Origin of the sequence: Nocardiopsis sp. NPDC006139, from assembly GCF_040614155.1 — a bacterium.
Taxonomy (GTDB): domain Bacteria; phylum Actinomycetota; class Actinomycetes; order Streptosporangiales; family Streptosporangiaceae; genus Nocardiopsis; species Nocardiopsis changdeensis.
This window is the reverse complement of sequence record NZ_JBEXTT010000014.1, coordinates 146,448-167,536: the sequence shown is the minus strand read 5'-3', so window position 1 is coordinate 167,536 and position 21,089 is coordinate 146,448. Positions and strand designations below refer to the sequence as shown.

The following is a 21,089-nucleotide window of genomic DNA, read 5'->3' as shown; positions in this document are numbered from 1 at the left end:
GCCCTGTTCCGCGCTCCCGGGGCGGATCACCGGGCCGACGCCCGCCCGGGTGGGCCCATCGGGCGCCGAGACCGCCGCCGCGCTCCCCGGGGAGGGCCGCCGGGCGCCGGGACCGCCGCCGCCCCGTTCCGCCAGGCCCCGGCAGGGCCCTTCGGCGCGGCCCGGGCATGAGACCGCCCCGGCGCGGACGGTGCGCCGGGGCGGTGCCGTGCGGGTCAGGGCACGTCGGCGGGCAGCAGCGCGGTGAAGTCCTCCCGGGTCGCCGAGGCGCCCAGCCCCACCAGGCGGCCCGCCTGGCGGGTGATCATCCGCTCCAGCACCTGCCGGGCGTAACGGGCGTTGCCGAACGAGCCGTCCCGCTCCACCGTGGCGAAGTGCGCCGCGAGCGCCGCCAGCGTCTCGGGCCCGCACTCGTACCCCGAGGACGCCGCCATGCGGGTGACGATGGTGACCAGCTCGCCGTCGTCGTAGGACGGGAACTCCACCCGGTGGTTGAACCGGGAGGCCAGACCGGGGTTGGAGTCCATGAACCGGTCCATCTCGGCCGGGTACCCGGCGACGATCACCGCGACCTCGTCGCGGTGGTCCTCCATCAGCTTCAGCAGCGTGTCCACGGCCTCCTGGCCGAAGTCGTTGCCCTCCCCCTTGGGCGTGAGGGTGTAGGCCTCGTCCACGAAGAGCACACCGCCCCGGGCCCGCTCGAACACCTCCGCGGTGAGCTGGGCCGTGTGCCCGACGTAGCGTCCGACGAGGTCCGACCGGGCGGCCTCCACGACGTGGTCGCCCGGCAGCACCCCCAGCGTGTGCAGCAGCCTCCCGTACAGGCGCGCCACCGTGGTCTTACCGGTACCGGGGGGACCGGTGAAGACCAGGTGGTGGCTCATCGACGACACGGGCAGCCCCATCGACCTGCGCTGCTCCGCCATGAGCAGCAGGTTCGCCAGGTCGTTGACGGTGTCCTTGACCTGCGCCAGGCCCACCAGGGCGTCCAGCTCCTCGCGCAGCTCGGTGATCTGCCGGTCGCGATCGGCGGGGGAGTCCTCCTCCACCGCCCCCGCCCCCAGGTCCTCCGGCAGCAGCAGGGTCAGCGACTCGTGGTCCTCGGGGGAGGAGGCGCCCAGGCGGTTCGCCTGGCGGTCGATCATCTCCTCGAACACCTTGCGGGCCTCGCGGGCGTTGCCGAAGTTCGGCCCCTTGGGCATCCTCTCGAACATCCCCGCCAGGGCGGCCTCCGTCTCCGGGGCCAGCCGGTAGCTGTGCCCCTCGCAGAGCCGGCGCACGATCTCCACCAGCTCGCCCACCTCGTAGTTGACGAACTCGATGGTCTTGCTGAACCGCGACGCCAGGCCGGGGTTGGCCGCCAGGAAGCGGTCCATGTCCTCGGTGTACCCGGCGACGATCACCGCCACCTCGTCGCGGTGGTCCTCCATCAGCTTGACCAGCGTGTCGATGGCCTCCTTGCCGAAGTCGGGGCCCTTGCCCCCGTCTCCGCCGCTGGAGAGGGTGTACGCCTCGTCGATGAAGAGGACGCCCCCCTTGGCCTGCTCGAACACCTCGGTCGTCTTGATCGCGGTCCCGCCCACGTACTGCGAGACCAGGTCGGCCCGGGCCACCTCCACCACGTGCCCGTAGCGCAGCACGTCCAGCTCGGCCAGGATGCGCCCGTACAGGCGGGCGACCGTCGTCTTGCCGGTGCCGGGCGCGCCGCCGAAGACCAGGTGGCGGCTCATCGGCGGGGTGGGCAGGCCCATCTCCGCCCGCCGCTGCGCCATCTGGTTGCGGGTGATGAGGGTCCGCACCTCCTGTTTGACGTTGCCCAGGCCGATCAGGGCGTCCAGCTCCAGCATCGGGCCGGCGGCGGCCTCCTCCCCGCCCGCGCCCTCCTCCTCCGGCAGCGGCGCCAGGGGGACGGCGGTGCCCGCCTGCTCGCCGAACGCGTCGGGCGAGCCGTTGCCCTGGCTGAACAGGTCCTCGGTGCGGGCCTGCTCGCTGGCCACGGTCTGGCGCAGCCCCGAACGCCCGTTGTCGCGCACCGTGCAGTCCTCCACCACCACCTCCTCGGTGGAGTGGACCAGCACGCCGTCGGCGCGGTTGCCGAACACCTCGCACCGGCGCAGGGTGGCCCGCGCACCGGCGGCCAGCAGCACGCCGTTGCGCCTGCCCTCCCGCACCCGGGTGCGCAGCACCGTCGCGCGGCTGCCGCCGCGCACCGACACCCCGTCCCCCGCCGACGCGGAGACCTCGCAGTCGCGCAGGTCCGCCTCGCCGTCCGGGCCCACGGCCACGCCCGCGTCGCGGCTCTCCGCGATGCGCGCCCCCTCCAGCTCCAGGCGGCCGCCCTCGCGCACCGCCACGGAGGCGCTGCGGGTCCGCTCGAAGGTCATCCCCTCCAGCCGGCCGCGGGCCGATCCCTCCAGCAGGGCCCCGTGCCCGTCGGTGTCCGACACCGCCATGCCCCGCAGGAACGGCGCCCCGCCGGTGATGACGATGCCGTGGCCGCCGGTGCCGCCGACCTCGCCGCGGTCGAACTCCACGACGCTGTCCTCGGCCAGCAGCAGGCCGCGGCCGCCCCGCACCCGCAGGCCCAGGAACGCCGTGGACGCGCGCCCCCCGGAGCGGACCGCGCCCCCCTCGGACTCCTCCACCTCGCAGTCGGTGAACACGCCCCGGGCCCGCTCGGTGACGTGCACCCCGGCGCCCTTCACGCGCACCGACCGGGTCCGGGCCACCTGGGGGTCGCAGCTGCCGCGGACCACGATCCCGTCGCCGCCGACCTCCTCGACCGTGCAGTCCTCGACCACCGGGCGCGCCTGGCTGGACAGGGCGATGCCGTCCTTCTCCGTGCGGTGCACGTACAGGCCGCGCAGGGTCGTGGCGGCCCCGTCCTCCAGGGCCACGCCGGGCTTGCCGGTCGCCGTGATCTCGCAGCCCTCCAGGGTGCCCGAGGCGTCACCGCTGGCGAACAGCCCGTTGCCCCCGGCGTCGCGGAACACGCAGGACCGGACCGTCGGCCGCCCCTGCTCCCCGATGACCAGGGCGCTGGTCCCGACGTCCTCGACCACGCACTCCTCGATGAGGCTGAGCCCGGGGGAGACGATGACCACCCCGGCGCCCCCGGCGCAGCTCACCCGGCTGTCGCGCATGGCGACGGCGCCCGTCCCGCGCACCGACACCGCGGCCCACGAGGCGCCGACGACCTCGCAGTCGGCCATCTCGACCTGGCCCGCGGGGATGTCCACCGTGGGCCGTTCCTCGTCGCGGCCGCGCAGGACGAGCCCCGAGAGCTTGACCGCCTCCGCGCCGGAGAGCACGGCGCTCCCGGACGGACTGATCACCTCCACGCTCCCGCGGCCGTCGCGGGCGACCAGGGTGACGACCTCCCGCAGGACGAGGCTCTCCTCGTACCTGCCGGGCGCGATGGTGATCAGCGCGCCGCCGGAGGCCTCCTCCAGCGCCGCGGTGATCGTCTCGTGCGCTCCCTGGGCGCCGGGGTTGACGGTGAGGAGCTGCCTGCTCATCGGTGCCTTCCTTGTTCGTCCGGCCGCGCCGCGGCCCGGGTGGGGGAGGGCGGGGCGGCCCGCAGGGCCGCCCCGCCGGGGTGTCAGGGGCAGGAGGCGCGCACGGCCGACGCGGCGACGTGGGCGCTCGCGCCCTCCTGCGCCGCCAGGGGGTCGGCGCCCGCGTTGGTCAGTTCGACGGTGAACTCCGCGGCGGGTGTGACGAAGCCGGTGACCTGGACCCAGCCGCCGCGGACCTGCGACTGGTCGAAGCCGAACACCGCCACGGGCGGCTGCTCGGTGCCCACGCCCGGCCGGATCAGGTACCGGGCCTCGCCGGGGGCCAGCCACAGGGGGCTCTCGTCGTCGGGGACGTGGACGTACAGCTCGCAGGAGACGCCCTCCCGCCCGGGCACGAAGGACCACACCGCGTACTGCCCGTTCCCCTGCTCGGGGTCGCCGGACACGGGGAGGGCGTCGTACTCGCCCGCGCACCCCTCGCCCCCGTAGCCCCCGGGCCGGGTCGCCCAGCCCTCGTTCGCGTCCTCGGCTCCGCCCCACCGGCCCTCGTGGCCGTAGGAGGCGCCGGGGAGCGCCGGGCAGCCGGGTCCGGCCACGGCGAGGTAGGAGCCGTCGGCGGGGGCGAAGCGCTCGGCGACGCCCCCCAGGACGGAGGAGTCCCCGCCGTTCGCGGCGCTCGGGTCCTGGGGGACCCCGGGGTCCTGCGGCCCGGCGGGGTCGGCCGCGTTCGCGTTCTGCGCGGCGTCCCCGGAGTCCTGCGGCGCAGTCTGCCCGGTACCGTCCCCGGCGGAGCCCGTGTCGGAGAACGCCTCGGCCGCGGACTCCTCGCCGCGGCCCTCCTGGGCGCCCGCGGCCGCCCCGTCCGCGGCGTCGCCCTCCTGGGAGGGGGTCCCACTCTCCGCTCCGGCGGTGTCCTCCCCCGCGGGGGGATCCGCCGCGGCTTCGGTGCCGGTGTCGGTGCCCGCCTCCCCGGCGGAGCCCTCGCCGTCTCCGGCGGTGTCGGAGGCGGGGTCCCCGGCGGTGTCGCCGGTGCCGTCGGCCGCGGCCACCGCGCCGGTGTCCGCCTCCGCGCCCTCGGCGGCGGGCGGTCCGGCCTCCGGAGCGGACCCCCGGTCGGGGGTCGAGGTCTGCACGGCGGAGCCGCCGACCGTGTCGCCGGGGTCGGGCATGGTGGGGGCGCGCAGGTCGGGCTGGACCTCCGGGACGTAGCCGGTGTCGGGGGCGGTGTCGGTGACGGGGGAGCCGCCACCCTCCCCGCCCGCCGGCACCGACTGGCCGCTCCCGGTGTCGCCGCCGGCCTGTCCACCCGTCTGCCCGCCGGCCTGGGCGCCGGACTGCGCCTGCCCGGAGAGGGCGGGGGACACCGGCTCGCCGCCCGCCATGACGTCCAGGGACACCGGGCCCCCGCCGGTGCCGGTCACCACGGCGAAGGGCGCCGCGACCAGGATCAGCCCGGCGATGGCGGCGCCCGCCAGCATCGGCGCCCCGGGCCGGTCCAGCGCGGGCTCCGCCTCGGCGGCGGCCTCGCGGTCGGCGCCGACCACCGAGCCCACCCGGCGGGCGGGGCCCTCGGGGCCGGGGTCCTCCTGCTCCCGGGGGGCCTCCGGGGCCGGGGCCGCCGCGGCGGCCTGTCCGGCCGCCCTCTCGGCGGCCTGCTCGGCGGCGGGGGCCCCGCCGTTGAGGGCCGCGCCGAAGTCCTCCGCGGCGGACGCCGCGGAGGCCGGGGCGGGCCGGGCGGCCGCGCCCGGCGCCTCCTCGGGGACGGGGGCCCCGGAGGCGGGGTTCGGGCTCATCTGCGTCCTCCGGGGGTGAAGGTCCCGCCGAGGTCGATGTTGGCGTCCTCGGTCCCCTGGAAGCTGCCGCCCATGTCGAGGGTCCCGTCCGCGGCCTGGCGCTGGGCCACGGCGATGAGGTCCAGCAGGGTGTACAGGACCTCCTCCGCCTCGCCGATGTTCTTCTGCATCTGCTCCGCGTACTCGCCCTTGGTCCCCCACGGGACGCCGAGCGGTTCGCGCGCGGCGCGGGTGTGGGCGATGAGCTCGTCCGTGTAGTCGGCCGCGTCGTAGATCCGCGAGCCGTTCCTCCTGATGCCCTCAGGGAAGGCCGACAGGCCTCGTCCCGGTGCTGTCATCGGTTCCTCCTTCGAATCCGTGTCCGGCGGCGCCGGGCCCTCACCCGAGGTCGTCCAGGGAGACGCCCATGCGGCGCAGCGTCTCCTCGGGGTCGAGGTCGCCCCGCATCGCCGCCTGCGTGTCGATGCCCTCGGGCATGAAGGCCTCGTAGGCCTGTGCGACGCGGTCCGCCATCTGCTTCTGCGCGCGGCCGACGACCTCGACGATCGCCGCGGACAGCTCCGCCGGGGCCATGGTCCGGTACCCCTCGGTGTGGAACTTCAGCTCAGTCAGACGACCCGTCCCGTCCACCGTCGCGGCCACCAGCCTGTTCTTGGCCACGGCCTCTTCGGTTGCCGACTCCAGGCTTGCGCTTGCGTCCGAGAGTTCCCTCATCGTCGTGTGAAGCCGTTCCAGTTCGGCCTCCATCTGCTCCCGCATCGATGAGCTCATGGCGCTGGGCCCCCTTCTTCTGCTGTCCGGGCACGGGCCGTCCGAGCGTGGCCCGCTGCCGGTTCTTGTCGGTCCCCCAGACCTTCTCGTCCTCGGAGAGCCAGGTGGTCCGGTTGCGGTCGCGGTTCTCGGCACCGCCGCCACCGCCCATACCGCCCATCGGCGGCATCATGGGCGGCATCATCGGCGAGCCCATCCCGTTCATGTTCTGCTGACCTGCGGCGCCTCCGGGGCCGCCCGCGCCCGCGGCGCCCGGACCCCCGCCCCCCTCGGCCTGGACCTGGGGCCCGCCCGCGCCGGTGGGCGCGGCGAACATCTGGGTGCGGTCCGAGGAGTCGGAGCCGTTCCCGCCCCCGCCGCCGGAGGAGTCGTTGCCGCTGCCGTAGCCGCCGTAGTTGAGGCCCTCGGGCCCGCCGCTCTCGAAGCGCGGCGGCGGGTACTCCACCTCCTCCGACGGTCCCTCGAACCCGCCCTTGATCGCCTCGCCTGTGTCGGGGTCGACGGGGTAGGGCAGCCCGGTGACCGGGTCGACCTCCGCGGGCTCCCCGGTGACGGGGTTGATCGGGACGTCCTCCCCGCCGCCGGGGAAGTTGGTGTCCAGGCCCGGGTCGATCGGCGGCGGGGTGAAGGAGTCGGGCGGCAGCGGCTGCCCGGTGACGGGGTCGACGGGGGCCGGGAGGCCGGTCACCGGGTCGTAGTCGATGGGCATCCCCGTGTCGGGGTTGTAGGGGAGCCCGGTGTCGGGGTCGACCGGGAACGGCCTCCCCGTCTCGGGGTCGATGGGCAGCCCCGTGGCCGGGTCCATGTCCAGCCGCGTCCCGCCGTCGCCGGTGACCGGTTCGCCGGTGACGGGGTCGAGCGGCAGGGGGAGGCCGGTCTCGGGGTCGTAGGTGATCGGCAGTCCGGGGTCGGGGGACACCGGCCCCCCGGTGACCGGGTCCACGGGGTGGACCTGCCCGGTCTCCGGGTCGTAGTCGATGGGCAGGCCGGTGTCGGGGTTGTAGGGCAGGCCGGTGTCGGGGTCGACCGGGAAGGGCCGCCCGGTGTCCGGGTCGATCGGCAGGCCGGTCTCGGGGTCGAGTTCGAGGCGGCTGCCCCCGTCCGGGGACACGGGCTCGCCGGTGACCGGGTCGATCGGTGTGACCCGGCCCGTCTCCGGGTCGAAGTTGATGGGCAGGCCGGTGTCGGGGTCGAAGGGCCGCCCCGTCGCGGGGTCGACGGGGAAGGGCCGCCCGGTGTCCGGGTCGATCGGCAGGCCCGTCGCCGGGTCCACCGCCAGGCCGGTGGGCGGCGGGAGGTTCGCCCCGCCGTTGCGGCGGCCGGTGCCGCCGCCCGAACCGGGGCCGTTGAGGCCCAGCGGCGGGGGAGGCGGGATCACGCCGCCCGGGACGGGACCGCCCCCCTGGGGGAAGTCGGTGCCCAGGCCGGGGGGCGGCGGGACGGTGCCGCCGGGTCCCCCCGGGCCGTTGACGTCGCTCGGACCGTTGACGCCGACGGGGCCGGTGACGTCGCTCGGGCCGTTGAGACCCAGCGGGGGAGGGGGTGCCACGCTCCCGGGAGGGGGCACCACACCGCCCGGCGGCACCTCGCCGCCGGGGCCGGTGCCGTCGCCCCCGGGGTAGTCGCTGCCCGGGTCGGGCGGCCCCTCCAGGCGGACGGTCTCGGGCCCCGGCCCTCCGCTGCCGTAGTTCCCGCCGTCGTCGGGGCCGCCCTCGTAGTCGGGCGGGCCCTCCCCGGGACCCTCGTAGTTGAGGTCGTCCGGGCCCCCGTAGCCGGGGGGCGGCTCCTCCATCCAGTCGGGGATGTCGGGACCCTCGCCCCCGGGCGGGCCGTCGCCCCAGTCGATCTTGATCTCCGGGGGACCCTCCCCCTCACCGTTGCCGTCGCCGAACATGTCGTCGTACGGGTTGTCGGTGTCGTTGATGTCGGGGATCATGCTCAGCGGCAGGCCGCCCTTGGGGTCCTCGATGATGTTGAGGTCGGTGTGCGCCCTCTTGTACATCTCCTCCATCTTGTTGTACAGCTCGGACGCGGCCGTGAAGACGCCCTCGAACTGCTCGCGCCACCGGTTCTTCAGCTCGTTGTTGACGTTGCTGTCCGTGATGTCGTCGCCGACGATCCCGTAGACCGGCGGGTCCGCGTGGATGGGGATCTGGAACTGTCCGCGGGCGCTGTTCCACTGCTCGCGACCGGTGGTCACGTTGAAGTACCAGTCGTCCAGGATCCGCCGCATGCCGCTGTGCGGGTTGTTCAGCGCCTTCGTCACCGCGTCCTGGAGCGCGACCGCCTTGCGGCGGATCGGGTCCATGACGTCCTTGAGCGCTTCGTGGTTGTTGTCGACCTGGCGCCTCAGGTCCCGCAGGCGCAGGGCGAAGTCGTAGAGCCGGGCCGCGTAGGCGGACGCCGCCGAACCCGTCATCGGCCCGTCGGGCACGTCGAGCTCGTTGTACGCCGTGCGCATCTTCTCGCTCTGCGTGTCCAGCATGGTGCTCAGCTCGGACAGGTGCGTGACGAGGTCCTTGACCGGCTGGCCGTGGAAGGTGGTGGAACCGGTCCCGGGCATGGAGTTGGGGATGACGCCGGCGAGGTTCGCCAGAGCCGTGCGGAACTTGGACTCGGCCGACTCGGGGCCGGTCCACAGCTCCTCGATCATCGTGTAGCCGGCGTAGTCCCAGCCGTTGGGCATCTGGTACGTGTAGTAGCCGGTCGAGTAGGTCTGGTAGCCGGGCTTGCGCATGCGCCACCAGCGGTTCATCTCGTGGCCGCCGTAGTCGAACTCGAAGCCGACGAACGGCTTGGTGTCCTTGGCGAAGTGGTACCGGCCGTGGTCCACCCAGTTGACACCGCTGCCGATGATCGTGTCCACGCTCGGCATCGGGGGGTGGTTCCCCCCGTCCTCGGCGTCGGCGACGATGTTCATGATCTCGTGCAGTGCGGGCACTCTTCCTCCGACCTCCTCGGGGTCTCGGCGGGTCTCGGCGGCGCTGTCAGGGGGTCGTGGTGGTGGTGCCGCCGCTGCCGGTCGCGCCGGGCGGGCTTCCGATCAGGTAGACCACCTGGCTCGCGTTGAGCTCCTGGTCCTCTTCCAGCTGCTCGAACTCGATGATGTTGACCTCGAGGCGGTCGCTGATGTCGTCGAGCTCCTTGCGGATGTCCTTGATGATCCTGAAGAGGTTGCCCATGGACTGGTCGATGCTGCCGGCGAGGAGGCCCGCGCTGGCGAGCCCGGACGGGTTGCCGAGGAGGGTGACGCCGGTGGTCTGGCCCTCGGTGCCGCTGCCGCCGTAGACGGAGTAGTTGTCATCGTGCGCGTTCAGGGCGGTGTCGAGCCCGCCCACGTACTCCGTCTGGAAGGTCCGCAGGCGGTCGACGTCGATCTTGGTGCCCTGGCCCTCCTTGGGGCCGTCGCCGTTGCCCCCGGTGCCCTCGCCGTCACCGCTCCCGCCGGAGCCCTCGCCGTCCTCTCCGTCCTCGTCCTCCTCTTCTTCCTCGTCCTCGCCGTCCTCCTCTTCGTCCTCTCCCTCTCCTTCGCCGTCCTCTCCGTCCTCGTCCTCCTCCTCGTCCTCCTCCGGTTCCTCCTCCTCGTCCTCCTCCGGCTCCTCTTCCTCGTCCTCGGAACCGGTGCCGGTCACGCCGCCGGACGGCTGGGGGGTCGGGTCCGGAGCCGGCCCGTACAGGCCCTCGCCCCCGATCGGGTCCGGGATGCTGTCCGGGTCGAGGTGGGAGAGCCCTTCCGTGGTCTCCGTTCCGGGACCGGAGGTCTCCCCGCCCGTCGTGGAGTCGTCCTCCCCGCCCGGGACCTCGGTGACGAACCCGGTGCTCTCGGTGGGGTCGAGCGTCGCCGGGTCGGAGGCGTGCTCCCCGGTGATCTCCTCCCGGGGGATGCGCTCGCCCACCACGACCGGTTCGTCCCCGGTCCCGGCGGGGGTGTCCGGAGCGGGCCCGTACATGCCCTCGGTGACGATCGGGTCGGGGACACTCCCCGGGTTCTCGCCGGAGTCCCCCTCCGGGTCGGATCCCGGGTCCGTGGACCCGTACCCCCCGGTCCGGTCACCGGACTGTTCGCCGGGCGTGGGACCGCCGACCAGGACGGGGGTGTCGTCGGCGACGGGGGTTTCCGGGGCGGGTCCGTACATGCCCTCGGGGTCGATGTGGTCGGGGACGCCTTCCCCGTCGTCCTCGCCGTGGTCCCCGCCGGGGTGCGAGCCCACGGGGGTGACCGGGCCGGGCGCCCCGCCCGAGGTGCCGGGGTCCTGGCCGGGGCGGCCGTGCACGCCCTCGTGCCCCTCCTCACCCCCGGGCCGGTCCTCGCCGCCGGGACGGTCCCGGTCGCCGCCGGGCTCGTGGTCGTCCTCGTCGGTGACGCCCTCCTCGTCGCCGCCGGGGCGGCCGCCGTGCTCCTCCTCGGAGCCGTCGCCGTCCCCGCCGTCCCCGGCGGGGCGGTCCTCGTCGCCGTCCTCGGAGCCCCCGTCCTCCGCGTCGTCTTCGCCCTCGTCCTCTCCCACCGGCTCGATGGTGACCAGGCCGGTCTCCGGGTCGACCGAGACGGTGCCGTCGCCGGGGTCGACCGAGACCTCGCCGGTCTCGCCGTCCATGACGATGCGCAGGTCGCCGATCTCGACGGTGACGTCCGCGAACTCGCCCTTGACCGGGTCGACCGCGAGGGTCCCCGTCGCCGGGTCGATCGTCATGACGAGGCCGCCGGCCTCCACGGTGACCGGAGGGGAGTCGGGACCCAGCGGGACGTTCTCGTCCGACGGCTCGATCCTGACCGCGCCGTCCTCGGGGCCGACCGTGATCCGCAGGTCCTCGGCGAGGATGACGGTCTCACCGGTCTCGGGGTCCACGGTGACCACCGGGCCGACGGCGTCGGAGGCCCCGTCCCCGGAGCCGTCGTCCCCGGGGGCGCTGATGGGGACGGCTTCGACGGGGGCGGACACCGGCTCGGCCTCGACCGCGGGGATGCCCGCCATGACGGGCTCCAGGCGGGCCTGCTCGACCATGGGCAGGCCCGCGGACACCGGCTCCGCCTCCAGGGCGGGCGTCGCCTCCACCAGGTCCGACTGCTCGGGCGCGCGGACGGACACCACGTGCACCGGTTCCTCCAGCGGTGCGGACAGCGGTTCGGTGACCGCGCCCTCGGTGGTCCCCTCCATGGAGGCGGGGACGCCCTGGGTCATCGGTTCGAGCCGCTGGCCCTCCACGAGGCGGCCGGCCATGAGCGGCGACGCCTCCGCGGTGGCGCCCAGCACGAGGTCCCCGTTCCGCTCCACGACGGAGGAGGACTCGGGGTCGATCACCACGCTCTGGTCCGCCGTGTCCACCTCGACCGTGCCCGACCGGTTGGTCATCATGAGCAGGCCGGTGGCCAGGTTCAGGCTGAGCGGAGCCCCGCCCGTCCCCGAACCGGACCCGGTCTGCTGGGAGGACAGGGTGGTGAGGAGTTCGGCCTGCTCCTCCTCGCCCTCGACGGGCGTCTCCGGCTCACCGGAGAGGGCGGCGCGAAAGTCGTACAGCGATTCGGACACGTTCTCGGTCTCCTTGCCGCCCGTACGGGGGCGTCATCCGAACTAGGGGAGGTGCGGGCCGGACCCGTGGACGGTCGGGTCCGGCCCCGGGAGGCCGGGCGGCGCGACCGCGCGCGCCGCCCGGACCGGTTCGGCTTCCGGGCGGATCAGAGGAGGGAGGCCCAGTTCATGGCCTCGCGGCGGTCCGTGCCGGAGTAGTTGTTGCGGATGTCGTTCAGGGCGTTCTGGGCCTTGCCCAGCAGGGTGCGCATGTCGGCGACGTTGAGCCGCCAGGACTTCACCTTCGCCTCGTAGTTCTCCTTGGTCTCACCTTCGAGGTCGGCCAGGAGCTTCTGCATCTTGGCGTCGAGTTCCTCGATCTGCCGTGCGACCGCTTCGGTCTGCTGGCCCAGACGCATCGTCGCGTCGTCGACATGGCCGTAGCTGACGTCGAATCCGTTCATGGGTTCCGCCTTGCCGTCGTAGGGGTGCGTGGAGGGGGCTCCGGGGACCGCCGCCCGGGGTCAGCCCGACTGGTTCGGGTTCAGGTCGTCCATCCACCGGGAGCCGGTCAGGATGGCCTGGTCCTCGGTGGCGTTCATGGCCTGCACCGTGCCGCCGAAGGTGCCGATCATCTGGTTCATGTCGTTGGTGATGAGCCGCAGCTCCTCCAGCCAGCCCACCAGCGCCTCGCTGTAGCGGTTGGAGGCCGCGCCCTGCCAGGACCCGCGCAGGCCGTCGCGGGTGTCGTCGACGTTCTGGTAGATGTTGTTGCACTGCGTGTAGGCCTCCTGCATCGCCTCCTGGGCGAGCCGGTTGGCCTCATCGGTACTCCGCGTTCTCGACATGTGCATCTCCTCTGGTGTTGGGCGCTAGGGGCAGGTGGTGCCCCCGCCTCGGGGGGAGGACGCCAAGGGGAGCGAGGCGGCCTCCTGGCTCAGCAGCGGCCCGGTGGGCAGGACCCGGAGCAGCGACGTCGGCAGCGGTACCGCCTCGTCCTCCGTGTAGCCCAGGGCCGTCAGCGCGGCGGTGTCGGCGACCGGGTACTTGGCCGCGGCGTCCGTCACCACGTAGTAGGTCGGGGCCGCGTCGGTGCCCGCCACGGGCCGCGCGCGGACCACGCCGCCCTGCCCGGCGGGGATGCCGACGAGGGCGGGGGTGGGGCACCCGGGTTCCACGAACGGGCGCTCCTGGACCGGCCACGCCCGGATGCCGGAGGGCGCGTCCATGGTCATGGCCATCGACCCGTCCGCCTCCCAGCGCAGGCAGGGCACCCCGGCGCCCACCTCCAGCGCGGTGGGCGGGACGGGGGGCAGGCCCTGGGCCGCGGCCGGGGTGGCGGGGTCGGCGGCGAGATTGGCGTGCACCTCGGCCGACGCGAGCGGCACGGGCTCGGGGGAGGCGTCGCCGTAGGCGGGGCCGGAGACCGCGGTGTCGCCGAGCAGCAGCAGCGCCTGGGTGAGCGTCAGGGGGGCCAGCCCGTCCCGGGTGAGCAGGTAGTGCTGGTCCTCCTGGCCGGGCGCGGAGACCGCGAACACCTGGCCCACCGACCGGGTGGAGCCCGCCAGCTCGCGGCCCTCCTCCCCGGCCCCGGCCACCTCGGGGGCGACCAGGTCCGGGCCCTCGGGGACCGTGTTGAGGAAGGCGGAGTCCACCGGCAGCGCGGGGGTCGTCCCGTAGCCGAGGGCCTGCACGCCCCCGGCCTCCTCGTCCATGCGCAGCCGGGTGCCCTGCCACAGCAGGTACGGGGTGCCGTCCGGGCCGGAGACGAGGACGCCGTCGCCGGACCCGACGACCCAGGGGTCGGGCGCCTCGCCGACCACCAGGGCGGTCCTGCCGCGCGGCGCGTCCTCCTCGCCGACGGGCGCCACGGCGCACAGGCGCCAGGTGCCCCGGGTGCCCGCCTCGGGGAGCCCGTCGGGCGCCCCGGCGATGCCCACCGGGCCGCCCATCGTCTCCCCCTCCAGGGACCGCTGGGAGACGAGGGAGGTGGCGGCGCCCTCGCCCACGGCCAGCCTGGCCGACGCCAGGTTGGCGACGGGGCGCAGCACACCGCCCGAGTACAGGTACGTGGCCCCGCCGTCGCGGTCGATGACGATCCGCCCCTCCTGGCGCCAGGAGGTGGCCCCGCCGGGGAAGATCAGGCCGAAGACCAGGAAGCCGATGCAGATCAGCGCCCCGATCGCCATGCCGACGTAGGTGCCGGTGCGCGTGCGGCGCATGGGCGCGTCGACGGCGTCGGGGTCGGCCTCCAGCATCGCCGTCCCCAGCCGGCCCACGGTGAAGTTGTGGGCCATCACCCGGTCGCGTCGTGACTGCACGTCAGCCCCCGATCCCGCGCAGGAGGCCGAACACCCCGAACTGCGCCAGTACCAGGGGCACCAGGGCCACGCACAGGATCAGCTGGATGATCTCCGCGGCCCGCCCCCAGTGCGGCAGGGCCCGCCGCCCCGGCAGGCTCCACGAGACCACCGCGAGGATCGTCGTGGCCGCGAACAGGCCCAGCACGGCCAGGAGGCGGCCCAGGGGCTCCGCACCCCAGGCCAGCGCGATGGCGAGCACGCCCAGGGCGGCCCAGGGCGGGCCCACCATCAGCGCGCGCTGCCAGGCGCTGCCGAGCCCGCGCGACTGGAGCAGCATCACCAGGCACAGGATCAGCACGAACGTCTTGGGGATCCAGCCCGGGGTGAGGGCCAGGACGCACGCGCACACCGTGATCACGGCGCCGGTGGAGGCGTACAGGGCGGTCTGGAACCGGTCGGCCAGGTGCGTCCGGTCCAGCACCCGCCGGGCCGGGAGCGGGTCGATCTCCTCCTGGAGCTGCTTGGGGTTGGCCGGCAGCGCCGGGAGCTTCAGGCCGGAGAGCCGGAAGGCCAGCTGGGGGGCGTAGGTGCCGGTGAACAGCGCCAGCATCGCCACCAGGGCGGCGGCGTCCGGGACGGAGGTGCCCGGCAGGAACATCAGGAGCAGCCCCGCGACGGCGCCCAGCACCTCGACGACGAACAGCCCGGCGAAGAAGGGGATGGAGCCCGCCACCGCGGCGACCCCGAGCACGCTGGCGCCCGCCGCCGTCACCGAGGCGGTCAGGAGCACCGCGCCCGTGAACAGCGTCCCCGGCTCCCCGGTGGGGACCAGCGCCCCCGCCAGCCCCATGGCCAGGGTGGCGCACCCGGCCAGGCCGGTGGACGCGGAGAGGTCGGCCATGGCGCGCGAGGCGGCCCAGGCCGACAGCAGCATGAGGAGCGCCGAGGCGGTCGCGCCCAGGACGGTGAACAGGTTCCGGCCCCCGGCGGTGAGCACGCCGAGCCCGATCAGCAGCACCACCAGCCCCATGACCTGGAGCAGGACGCGGGTGTGGGCGGGCGACCAGCGGTCGGGCCGCTCCGCCATGCCCGTGGCGACCCCGTCGACGATGTCGTCGAAGTGGACCGGGGGCAGCTGCTCGCGCCGGGGCCGCAGGTACAGGGTCTCCCCGTGGCACAGGCCCAGGGACGCCAGGGTCTCGTCCTCGTCCAGGGGCTCGTCGCCCAGCTGCTGGAGGACCCATCCGTCGTGTTCGAGGCCGCTCTCGTCCAGGTCCTCGCCGTCGTCGCCCTCGGCGTACAGCACGAGGGTGGGGATGATCTCGGACAAGGGGACCTCGACCGGGGCCGCGATCTCGAACGCGCGCCCGGGGGCGCGGATCAGGAGGCGGCAGGGGTCGGCGGCGGAGGAATCGGACATCCGGCGGCCGTTCGACGGGGGGCTACGGAACGGCACAGACACTAACACTCAGATATCGGTTTCTGGTGTTGTGTTGGTTTATGTATCCGAATTTGTGACCTTGTTTCGTAACGGTAGCTTTTCCCGTGGCCTGTCGCTCACTCTGCCGTGGTCTCCTCGTTCCGGCATCCGCGAGCGGCCCCGACCGGCCCCACCAAGGAGGACCCACCCCCGTGAGCACCATCCGCGTACGGCGCCCGCCGAGGCGCCCCGGCCCCGACCTGCCCTCGGGGGAGATCACCCTCCAGGAGCCGCCGGAGCTGACCGAGCAGCAGTCCAGCATGTCCTCGGTCTTCATGTACATGCCGATGGCGTTCACTTCACTCGCGATGCTCATGATGTTCATCCGGCCGGGGAGCATGGGCAACAGCGTGATGCCCTTCATCGCGGGCGGCATGATGCTGGCCGGTGCCGTCCTGATGCTCGGCGGGCAGTACCTGCGCGCGGTCCTGGAGCGCCGCACCAAGCTCAACGACGACAGGCGGGACTACCTGCGCTACCTGCGGCAGATGCGCACCCGGCTGCGCCAGGTCGTCACCGAGCAGCGCGACGCCATGCTCTGGCGCGCCCCCGACCCCGACGCCCTGTGGTCCATCGTCCGCACCTCGCGCCTGTGGGAGCGCCGGGCCGACGACGAGGACTTCGGCGAGGTCCGCGTCGCGGTCGGCGAGCAGGCGCTGTCCATGAAGATCTCCCCGGTCGCGTCCAAGCCGGTGGAGGACCTCGAACCCCTCAGCGCGCACGCCCTGCGCCGCTTCATCCGCGCCTACGGCACGGTCGAGGACCAGCCCGTGCAGGTCTACCTGCGCGGCTACGCCCGGGTGACCATGCGCGGCGACCTGGCCGCCTCCCGGGCGCTGACCCGCGCGCTCCTGGGCCAGCTCGCCGTCTTCCACTCCCACGACGAGCTGCGCATCGCCGTGTGCGCCTCGGCGGCGGCCCTGCCCAACTGGTCCTGGGTGAAGTGGCTGCCGCACAACCAGCACCCCACCGTCCGCGACGGCGCCGGGCCGGCCCGCCTGCTCTGCACCGACGCGATCGAGCTGGAACAGCTCCTCGGGGAGGGGCTCGCCGACCGGCCCCGCTTCGACCCCGCCGCGCCCCCCGGGCGAGAGGAGCCCTTCGTGGTCGTGGTCGTGGACGGCGGGAGCATCCCGCCCGGCTCCCGGCTGCTCGGCGGCGGGTACCGCAACGCCGTGGTCGTGGACGTCGCCGACCCCATGCCGCCCGAGGACGACCCCTACACCCTCGCGCTGCGGGTGGAGCCCGCCCGGCTGGTCATGCTGGGCAGCGACAACACCGGCCGGGACACAGAGGAGGACCTCGGCCGCCCCGACTCCCTCAGCCTGTCCCGCGCCGGCTCCCTGGCGCGGCTGCTCGCCCCCTACCGGGCCAGCGGCGCCGCCGTGGAGGTGACGGAGCCGCTGACGACCGACTTCGAGCTGACCACGCTGCTGGGCATCCGGGACCTGCGGTCCCACGACCCGGAGCGGATGTGGGGGGAGCTGCACCCCAAGAACCGGCTGCGGGTCCCCATCGGCATGACCTCGGAGGGGGCGCCCCTGGAACTGGACCTGAAGGAGTCGGCGCTGGGCGGCATGGGCCCGCACGGCATGCTGATCGGCGCCACCGGCTCGGGCAAGAGCGAGCTGCTGCGCACCCTCGTGCTCGGGCTGGCGCTCACGCACACCCCCGAGACGCTCAACTTCATCCTCGTGGACTTCAAGGGCGGCGCGACCTTCATCGGCCTGGACGGGCTGCGGCACACCTCGGCGCTGATCACGAACCTGGCCGACGAGGCGATCCTGGTGGAGCGCATGCAGGACGCGCTGCACGGCGAGCTGGTCCGCCGCCAGGAGCACCTGCGGGCGTCGGGCGGCTACAGCTCGGTGCACGAGTACGAGCGGGCGCGCGAGTCCGACCCGTCCATGGAGCCGCTGCCGACCCTGTTCGTGGTGGTGGACGAGTTCAGCGAGCTGCTGGCCGCGCACCGGGACTTCATGGACCTGTTCGTGATGATCGGCCGGCTCGGGCGGAGCCTGGGCGTCCACCTGCTGCTGGCGTCCCAGCGGCTGGACGAGGGGCGGATGCACCAGCTGGAGAGCCACCTCTCCTACCGGATCGCGCTGCGGACGTTCTCCGCGATCGAGAGCCGGGGCGTGCTGGGGGTGCCCGACGCGCACCGGCTGCCGTCGGCGCCGGGCAACGGGTTCCTCAAGACCGACACCGAGACGCTGACCCGCTTCAAGGCCGCCTACGTGTCGGGGGCCTACCGGGTGAGCCCGCGCGCCGTCCGCGTCAGCGGCGCGGCGGAGGCCGACACGGTCCTGTTCACGGACGCGCCCGTCCGGATGTCGGAGACCGTCGCCGAACAGGTCGTGGAGGAGCAGCCGCAGGACGCGCAGACCCCCCTGCTGGAGGTCGCCCTGGACCGCCTGTCGGGGCACGGGCCCGCCGCCCGCGAGGTGTGGCTGCCCCCGCTGGGCGTGCCGCCGCTGCTGGACGAGCTGCACCTCATGACCGGGAGCGCCATCCCCGAGGGCGGGGTGCTCTGGGACGACCGGGGCTCGCTGCGGATCGCCGTCGGAGTCGTGGACCGGCCCTTCGAGCACCAGCGCAAGCCCCTGGTCGCCGACCTCACCGGCGCGGGCGGCCACATCGGCATCGCGGGCGGGCCCCAGAGCGGCAAGAGCACACTGCTGGCGTCGTTCATCCTGGGGCTGGCGCTGCGCAACACCCCCGCCCAGGTGCAGTTCTACGGCATCGACTGCGGCGGCGGCCTGCTCCAGGCGCTCAAGGGCCTGCCCCACATGGGCAGCGTCGCCGCGCGCACCGACGAGCGGCGCATCGTGCGGACCGTCATGGAGATGCACGAGATCCTCACCCACCGCGAGACGCTCTTCGCGGAGCAGGGGATCGACTCCATGGCCACCTACCGGGCCCGGCGCGCGGCGGGCGAGTTCGCGGACGAGCGGCACGGCGACGTGTTCCTGATCGTGGACGGCTGGGGAACCATCCGGCAGGACAACATGGACCTGGTCGCCTCCATCGTCCAGCTGGTGCAGCGCGGCCTCAACTACGGCATCCACGTCATGGTGGCCTCGCCCCGGTGGGCGGACTTCAACACCAGCGTCCGCGACCTCATGGGCAGCCGCTTCGAGCTGCGGCTGGGAGACCCGGTCGACTCGCTCGTCCACATGCGCGCCGCCCAGACCGTGCCCCGCATCCCGGGCCGCGGCATCACCGACGACAAGCACCACTTCCTGACCGGCCTGCCCCGCGCCGACGGGGTCCCGGAGGCGGTGACGGTGGCCGCGGGCATGGGCGAGCTGGTCACCAGGGTGAAGGACGCCTGGGACGGCCCGGTCGCCCCGCCCGTGCGGACCCTGCCCGCCGTGCTCCGGGCCGCCGAGCTGCCCGGCTCCGACCTGGAGGGGACCGGCGGCGTCCTGCGGGTGCCGCTGGGCCTGGAGAGCCGGCGCATGCAGCCCTTCTGGCACGACTTCGGGGCCACGCCCCACCTGCTGGTGGTGGGCGACACCGAGTCGGGCAAGACCAACCTCGTCCGGCACATCACCAACGCGATCCGGAGCCACTACGGGCCCTCGGAGGCCCGGGTCGTCCTGGGCGACCAGAGGCGCAGGCTCTACGACGCCGTCCCCAAGGAGATGCAGCTGGGGTACGCGGTGACGGGCGACAGCGTGCGGGAGATGATGCAGGCCGCCGCGCAGGCGATGCAGGTGCGCATGCCCGGGCCCGAGATCACGCCCGACCGCATCCGGCTCCGCGACTGGTGGAACGGGCCGGAGCTGTTCGTCATCGTGGACGACTTCGAGCTGGTGGCGGGCAGCGGATCCAGCCCCATGGCCCCGCTGGCGCCCATGCTGGCGCAGGGGGCGGAGATCGGCATGCACGTCATCCTGGTGCACGCGGCGGGCGGGTTCGGCCGGGCGAGCGGCGAGCCGTTCATCCGGTCGCTGATCGACCTGAACACGCCCAGCATCATGCTGTCCTCGCCGCCGTCGGAGGGGATGCTGTTCGGCAGCATCCGGGCCCGCAGGATGCCGCCGGGGAGGGCCCTGTGGATCTCCCGCCGGGACCCGGTGGAGGTGCAGCTGGCCCTGGTGGAGGAAGAGGACGCCTGAGCGTGGGCGCGGCCCCGCCCCGGGTGCTCCCGGGGCGGGGCCGTTGGCCACGGCCGGAGCACGAACCGCCCCCTGCGGTGCAGGAGGCGGTTCGCCTTCCGGCTGTGGCCGGGGTTCCCGGTCGGGCGGACGACCCCCGGGGACCGGAGCCCGTAGGTATCCGCGGCCTTCACCCCCGTGTGGCCGGGGCCGTGGGGGCGGCCGCCCCGCCCCCTGGGGTCGGAGGAGATGGTGTGCCCCCGGTTGTGGCTCGGCCCCGGCAGGTCCGCCGTCACCCGTTACAGCGTTGAAAGGGCACGGGGGCGGCCACGGGTCGGGGTCAGGGGACCGGTTCGCCCGGGGTGGCGGGGCGCCAGTCGCGGGCGCGGCCGTTGCGTACGACGGCGGCGGCCAGCACGCACATCACGATCAGGAGCCCGGCGCCGCCCACCACCGCCCAGGTCGGGAGGGCGTCCAGTGAGCCCAGGGGCGAGGGGTCGGGGACGAACCGTCCGCCCGCGGACAGGACCGATTCGCCCGCGGGCCCGGTGGTCAGCGCCGCGACGGGGTCGACCCGGCCGCCCCCGCCCACCGGGTCGCCCGAGCCCGACGGGGAGGAGTAGGCGGTCGAGATGAGCCGCTGCCGCAGCTCGCCCGGGGTGAGCTCCGGTTCGCGGGCGGCGAGCAGGGACGCCGTCCCCGCCGCGAAGGCCGCCGCGACCCCCGGTCCCGAGCCGATCACGTGCCCGCCGCCGGGCCCCGGTCCCACGGTCAGGTCGCCCGGAGCCAGGAGGTCGACCCGCACCAGTTCGCCGTCGGCCCGCAGCACCGGTGCGGCCACCACGGGCAGCCCCTCGGGGTCGTGGGCCGCCACGCTCAGCGCGTCGGGGTGCTGGGACGGGTGCCCGGCCATCGGGCCGCGCACCGTGTTCACCGTCGCCGGGGCCACCACCAGGGAGCCCGCCTCCGTCGCGGCCGCCACGGCGTCGTCCAGGGCGGTGCTGTTCTCCCAGGCCGCCGTGCCCACGAGGATGACGTCGGAGCCCGCGGCGGTCGCCTCGGTGATGCCGGAGGCGATCTGGCCGGGCGGGGTCACCCCGGTGTTGGGATCCCCCGCCGGGATGAATCTGAGGGAGACGCCGGGCGCCACCCCCAGGGTCCCGCTGTCCTCCACTGCCCGGCCGCCCGCGACCCCCGCCAGGAACGTCCCGTGGCCCAGGCAGTCCTGGGAGCCCCCGCCCTCCACGGCGCCCTCCAGCGCCGGGCCCGCGGCGTCGAGTTCCGGGGCCAGGACGGCGATCTCCGTGCCGGAGCCCGTGCTCAGCCGGTGCGCCCGGTCCAGGCCGAGGAAGGCGCGGGTCCAGGGTTCCTGTTCGACCACCTCGGTGCCCATGACGGAGCAGGGCTGCCGTTCGCCCTTGAACTCGAAGACCTGGGGGAGGGGCGGCGGGGGCTCGTCGCCCGCCGTGTCCGCCGCCGCTGCGGCCGGGGCGGCCAGGGGGCTCAGGGCGAGGAGCAGCGCGGCCGCCGCGCGGCCGACCGCTGCGCCGGGAGCCGGGGTGGATCTCAACGGGCTCTCCTGTCGAAGGGGGGTGGGGAGGCGGGGCGCCGCGG

The 21,089-nt window shown here is 74.5% G+C and carries 12 protein-coding genes; 1 reads left to right on the top strand and 11 read right to left on the bottom strand.

From position 1 onward, the window contains the following. Positions 1–215: 215 nt before the first annotated feature. The 10 genes from ABZ249_RS19960 to eccD form a co-directional block, all read right to left on the bottom strand. Positions 216–3,518, bottom strand: coding sequence for a right-handed parallel beta-helix repeat-containing protein (locus ABZ249_RS19960; protein ID WP_355264933.1), 3,303 nt, complete (start codon positions 3,516–3,518; stop codon positions 216–218). An 83-nt stretch (positions 3,519–3,601) separates the two neighbouring features. Beyond that, positions 3,602–5,311, bottom strand: a complete 1,710-nt coding sequence (locus ABZ249_RS19955) for a hypothetical protein (RefSeq protein ID WP_355264931.1) — start codon at positions 5,309–5,311, stop codon at positions 3,602–3,604. Further along, positions 5,308–5,649 carry a hypothetical protein gene (locus tag ABZ249_RS19950; protein ID WP_355264928.1) on the bottom strand — a complete coding sequence of 114 codons (342 nt, stop codon included), beginning with the start codon at positions 5,647–5,649 and terminating at the stop codon, positions 5,308–5,310. The genes ABZ249_RS19955 and ABZ249_RS19950 overlap by 4 nt, the downstream gene beginning before the upstream one ends. Before the next feature lie 40 nt (positions 5,650–5,689). After that, complete coding sequence (locus tag ABZ249_RS19945) at positions 5,690–5,971, bottom strand: YbaB/EbfC family nucleoid-associated protein (RefSeq protein WP_355264925.1); 282 nt, start codon at positions 5,969–5,971, stop codon at positions 5,690–5,692. Then, positions 5,916–9,023: a hypothetical protein gene (locus tag ABZ249_RS19940; protein WP_355264922.1), complete on the bottom strand. Its 3,108-nt coding sequence runs from the start codon at positions 9,021–9,023 to the stop codon at positions 5,916–5,918. Before ABZ249_RS19940 ends, ABZ249_RS19945 begins: the two co-directional genes overlap by 56 nt. Positions 9,024–9,069: 46 nt before the next feature. After that, a complete protein-coding gene (locus tag ABZ249_RS19935) occupies positions 9,070–11,610 on the bottom strand; it encodes a hypothetical protein (RefSeq protein WP_355264919.1) in 2,541 nt (846 codons plus the stop codon). A 146-nt stretch (positions 11,611–11,756) separates the two neighbouring features. Further along, positions 11,757–12,053 carry a WXG100 family type VII secretion target gene (locus ABZ249_RS19930; RefSeq protein WP_220562005.1) on the bottom strand — a complete coding sequence of 99 codons (297 nt, stop codon included), beginning with the start codon at positions 12,051–12,053 and terminating at the stop codon, positions 11,757–11,759. A gap of 60 nt (positions 12,054–12,113) precedes the next feature. Further along, positions 12,114–12,437: a hypothetical protein gene (locus tag ABZ249_RS19925; protein WP_220562004.1), complete on the bottom strand. Its 324-nt coding sequence runs from the start codon at positions 12,435–12,437 to the stop codon at positions 12,114–12,116. A gap of 24 nt (positions 12,438–12,461) precedes the next feature. Then, entirely contained in the window at positions 12,462–13,910 is a 1,449-nt protein-coding gene (eccB, locus tag ABZ249_RS19920; protein ID WP_355264915.1) for a type VII secretion protein EccB, read from the bottom strand. A 1-nt stretch (position 13,911) separates the two neighbouring features. Further along, positions 13,912–15,312 carry a type VII secretion integral membrane protein EccD gene (gene eccD, locus ABZ249_RS19915; protein ID WP_220562002.1) on the bottom strand — a complete coding sequence of 467 codons (1,401 nt, stop codon included), beginning with the start codon at positions 15,310–15,312 and terminating at the stop codon, positions 13,912–13,914. A gap of 212 nt (positions 15,313–15,524) precedes the next feature. Here eccD and eccCa point away from each other — a divergent pair, with 212 nt between their 5' ends. Next, positions 15,525–19,496 (top strand): type VII secretion protein EccCa, encoded by a 3,972-nt coding sequence (gene eccCa / locus ABZ249_RS19910; protein ID WP_355264911.1) that lies wholly within the window; start codon positions 15,525–15,527, stop codon positions 19,494–19,496. 319 nt (positions 19,497–19,815) lie between these two features. Here the strand turns inward: eccCa and ABZ249_RS19905 are convergent, their stop codons facing one another. Beyond that, on the bottom strand, positions 19,816–21,045 hold the full coding sequence (locus tag ABZ249_RS19905) for a S8 family serine peptidase (protein ID WP_355264908.1): 1,230 nt from the start codon (positions 21,043–21,045) through the stop codon (positions 19,816–19,818). Positions 21,046–21,089 lie beyond the last annotated feature (44 nt).

Excerpts from the sequence above, each read along its gene's own strand:
- ABZ249_RS19960 (WP_355264933.1), bottom strand. The coding sequence starts at position 3,518 with ATGAGCAGGCAGCTCCTCACCGTCAACCCCGGCGCCCAGGGAGCGCAC.
- ABZ249_RS19955 (WP_355264931.1), bottom strand. The coding sequence starts at position 5,311 with ATGAGCCCGAACCCCGCCTCCGGGGCCCCCGTCCCCGAGGAGGCGCCG.
- ABZ249_RS19950 (WP_355264928.1), bottom strand. The coding sequence starts at position 5,649 with ATGACAGCACCGGGACGAGGCCTGTCGGCCTTCCCTGAGGGCATCAGG.
- ABZ249_RS19930 (WP_220562005.1), bottom strand. The coding sequence starts at position 12,053 with ATGAACGGATTCGACGTCAGCTACGGCCATGTCGACGACGCGACGATG.
- ABZ249_RS19925 (WP_220562004.1), bottom strand. The coding sequence starts at position 12,437 with ATGTCGAGAACGCGGAGTACCGATGAGGCCAACCGGCTCGCCCAGGAG.
- eccD (WP_220562002.1), bottom strand. The coding sequence starts at position 15,312 with ATGTCCGATTCCTCCGCCGCCGACCCCTGCCGCCTCCTGATCCGCGCC.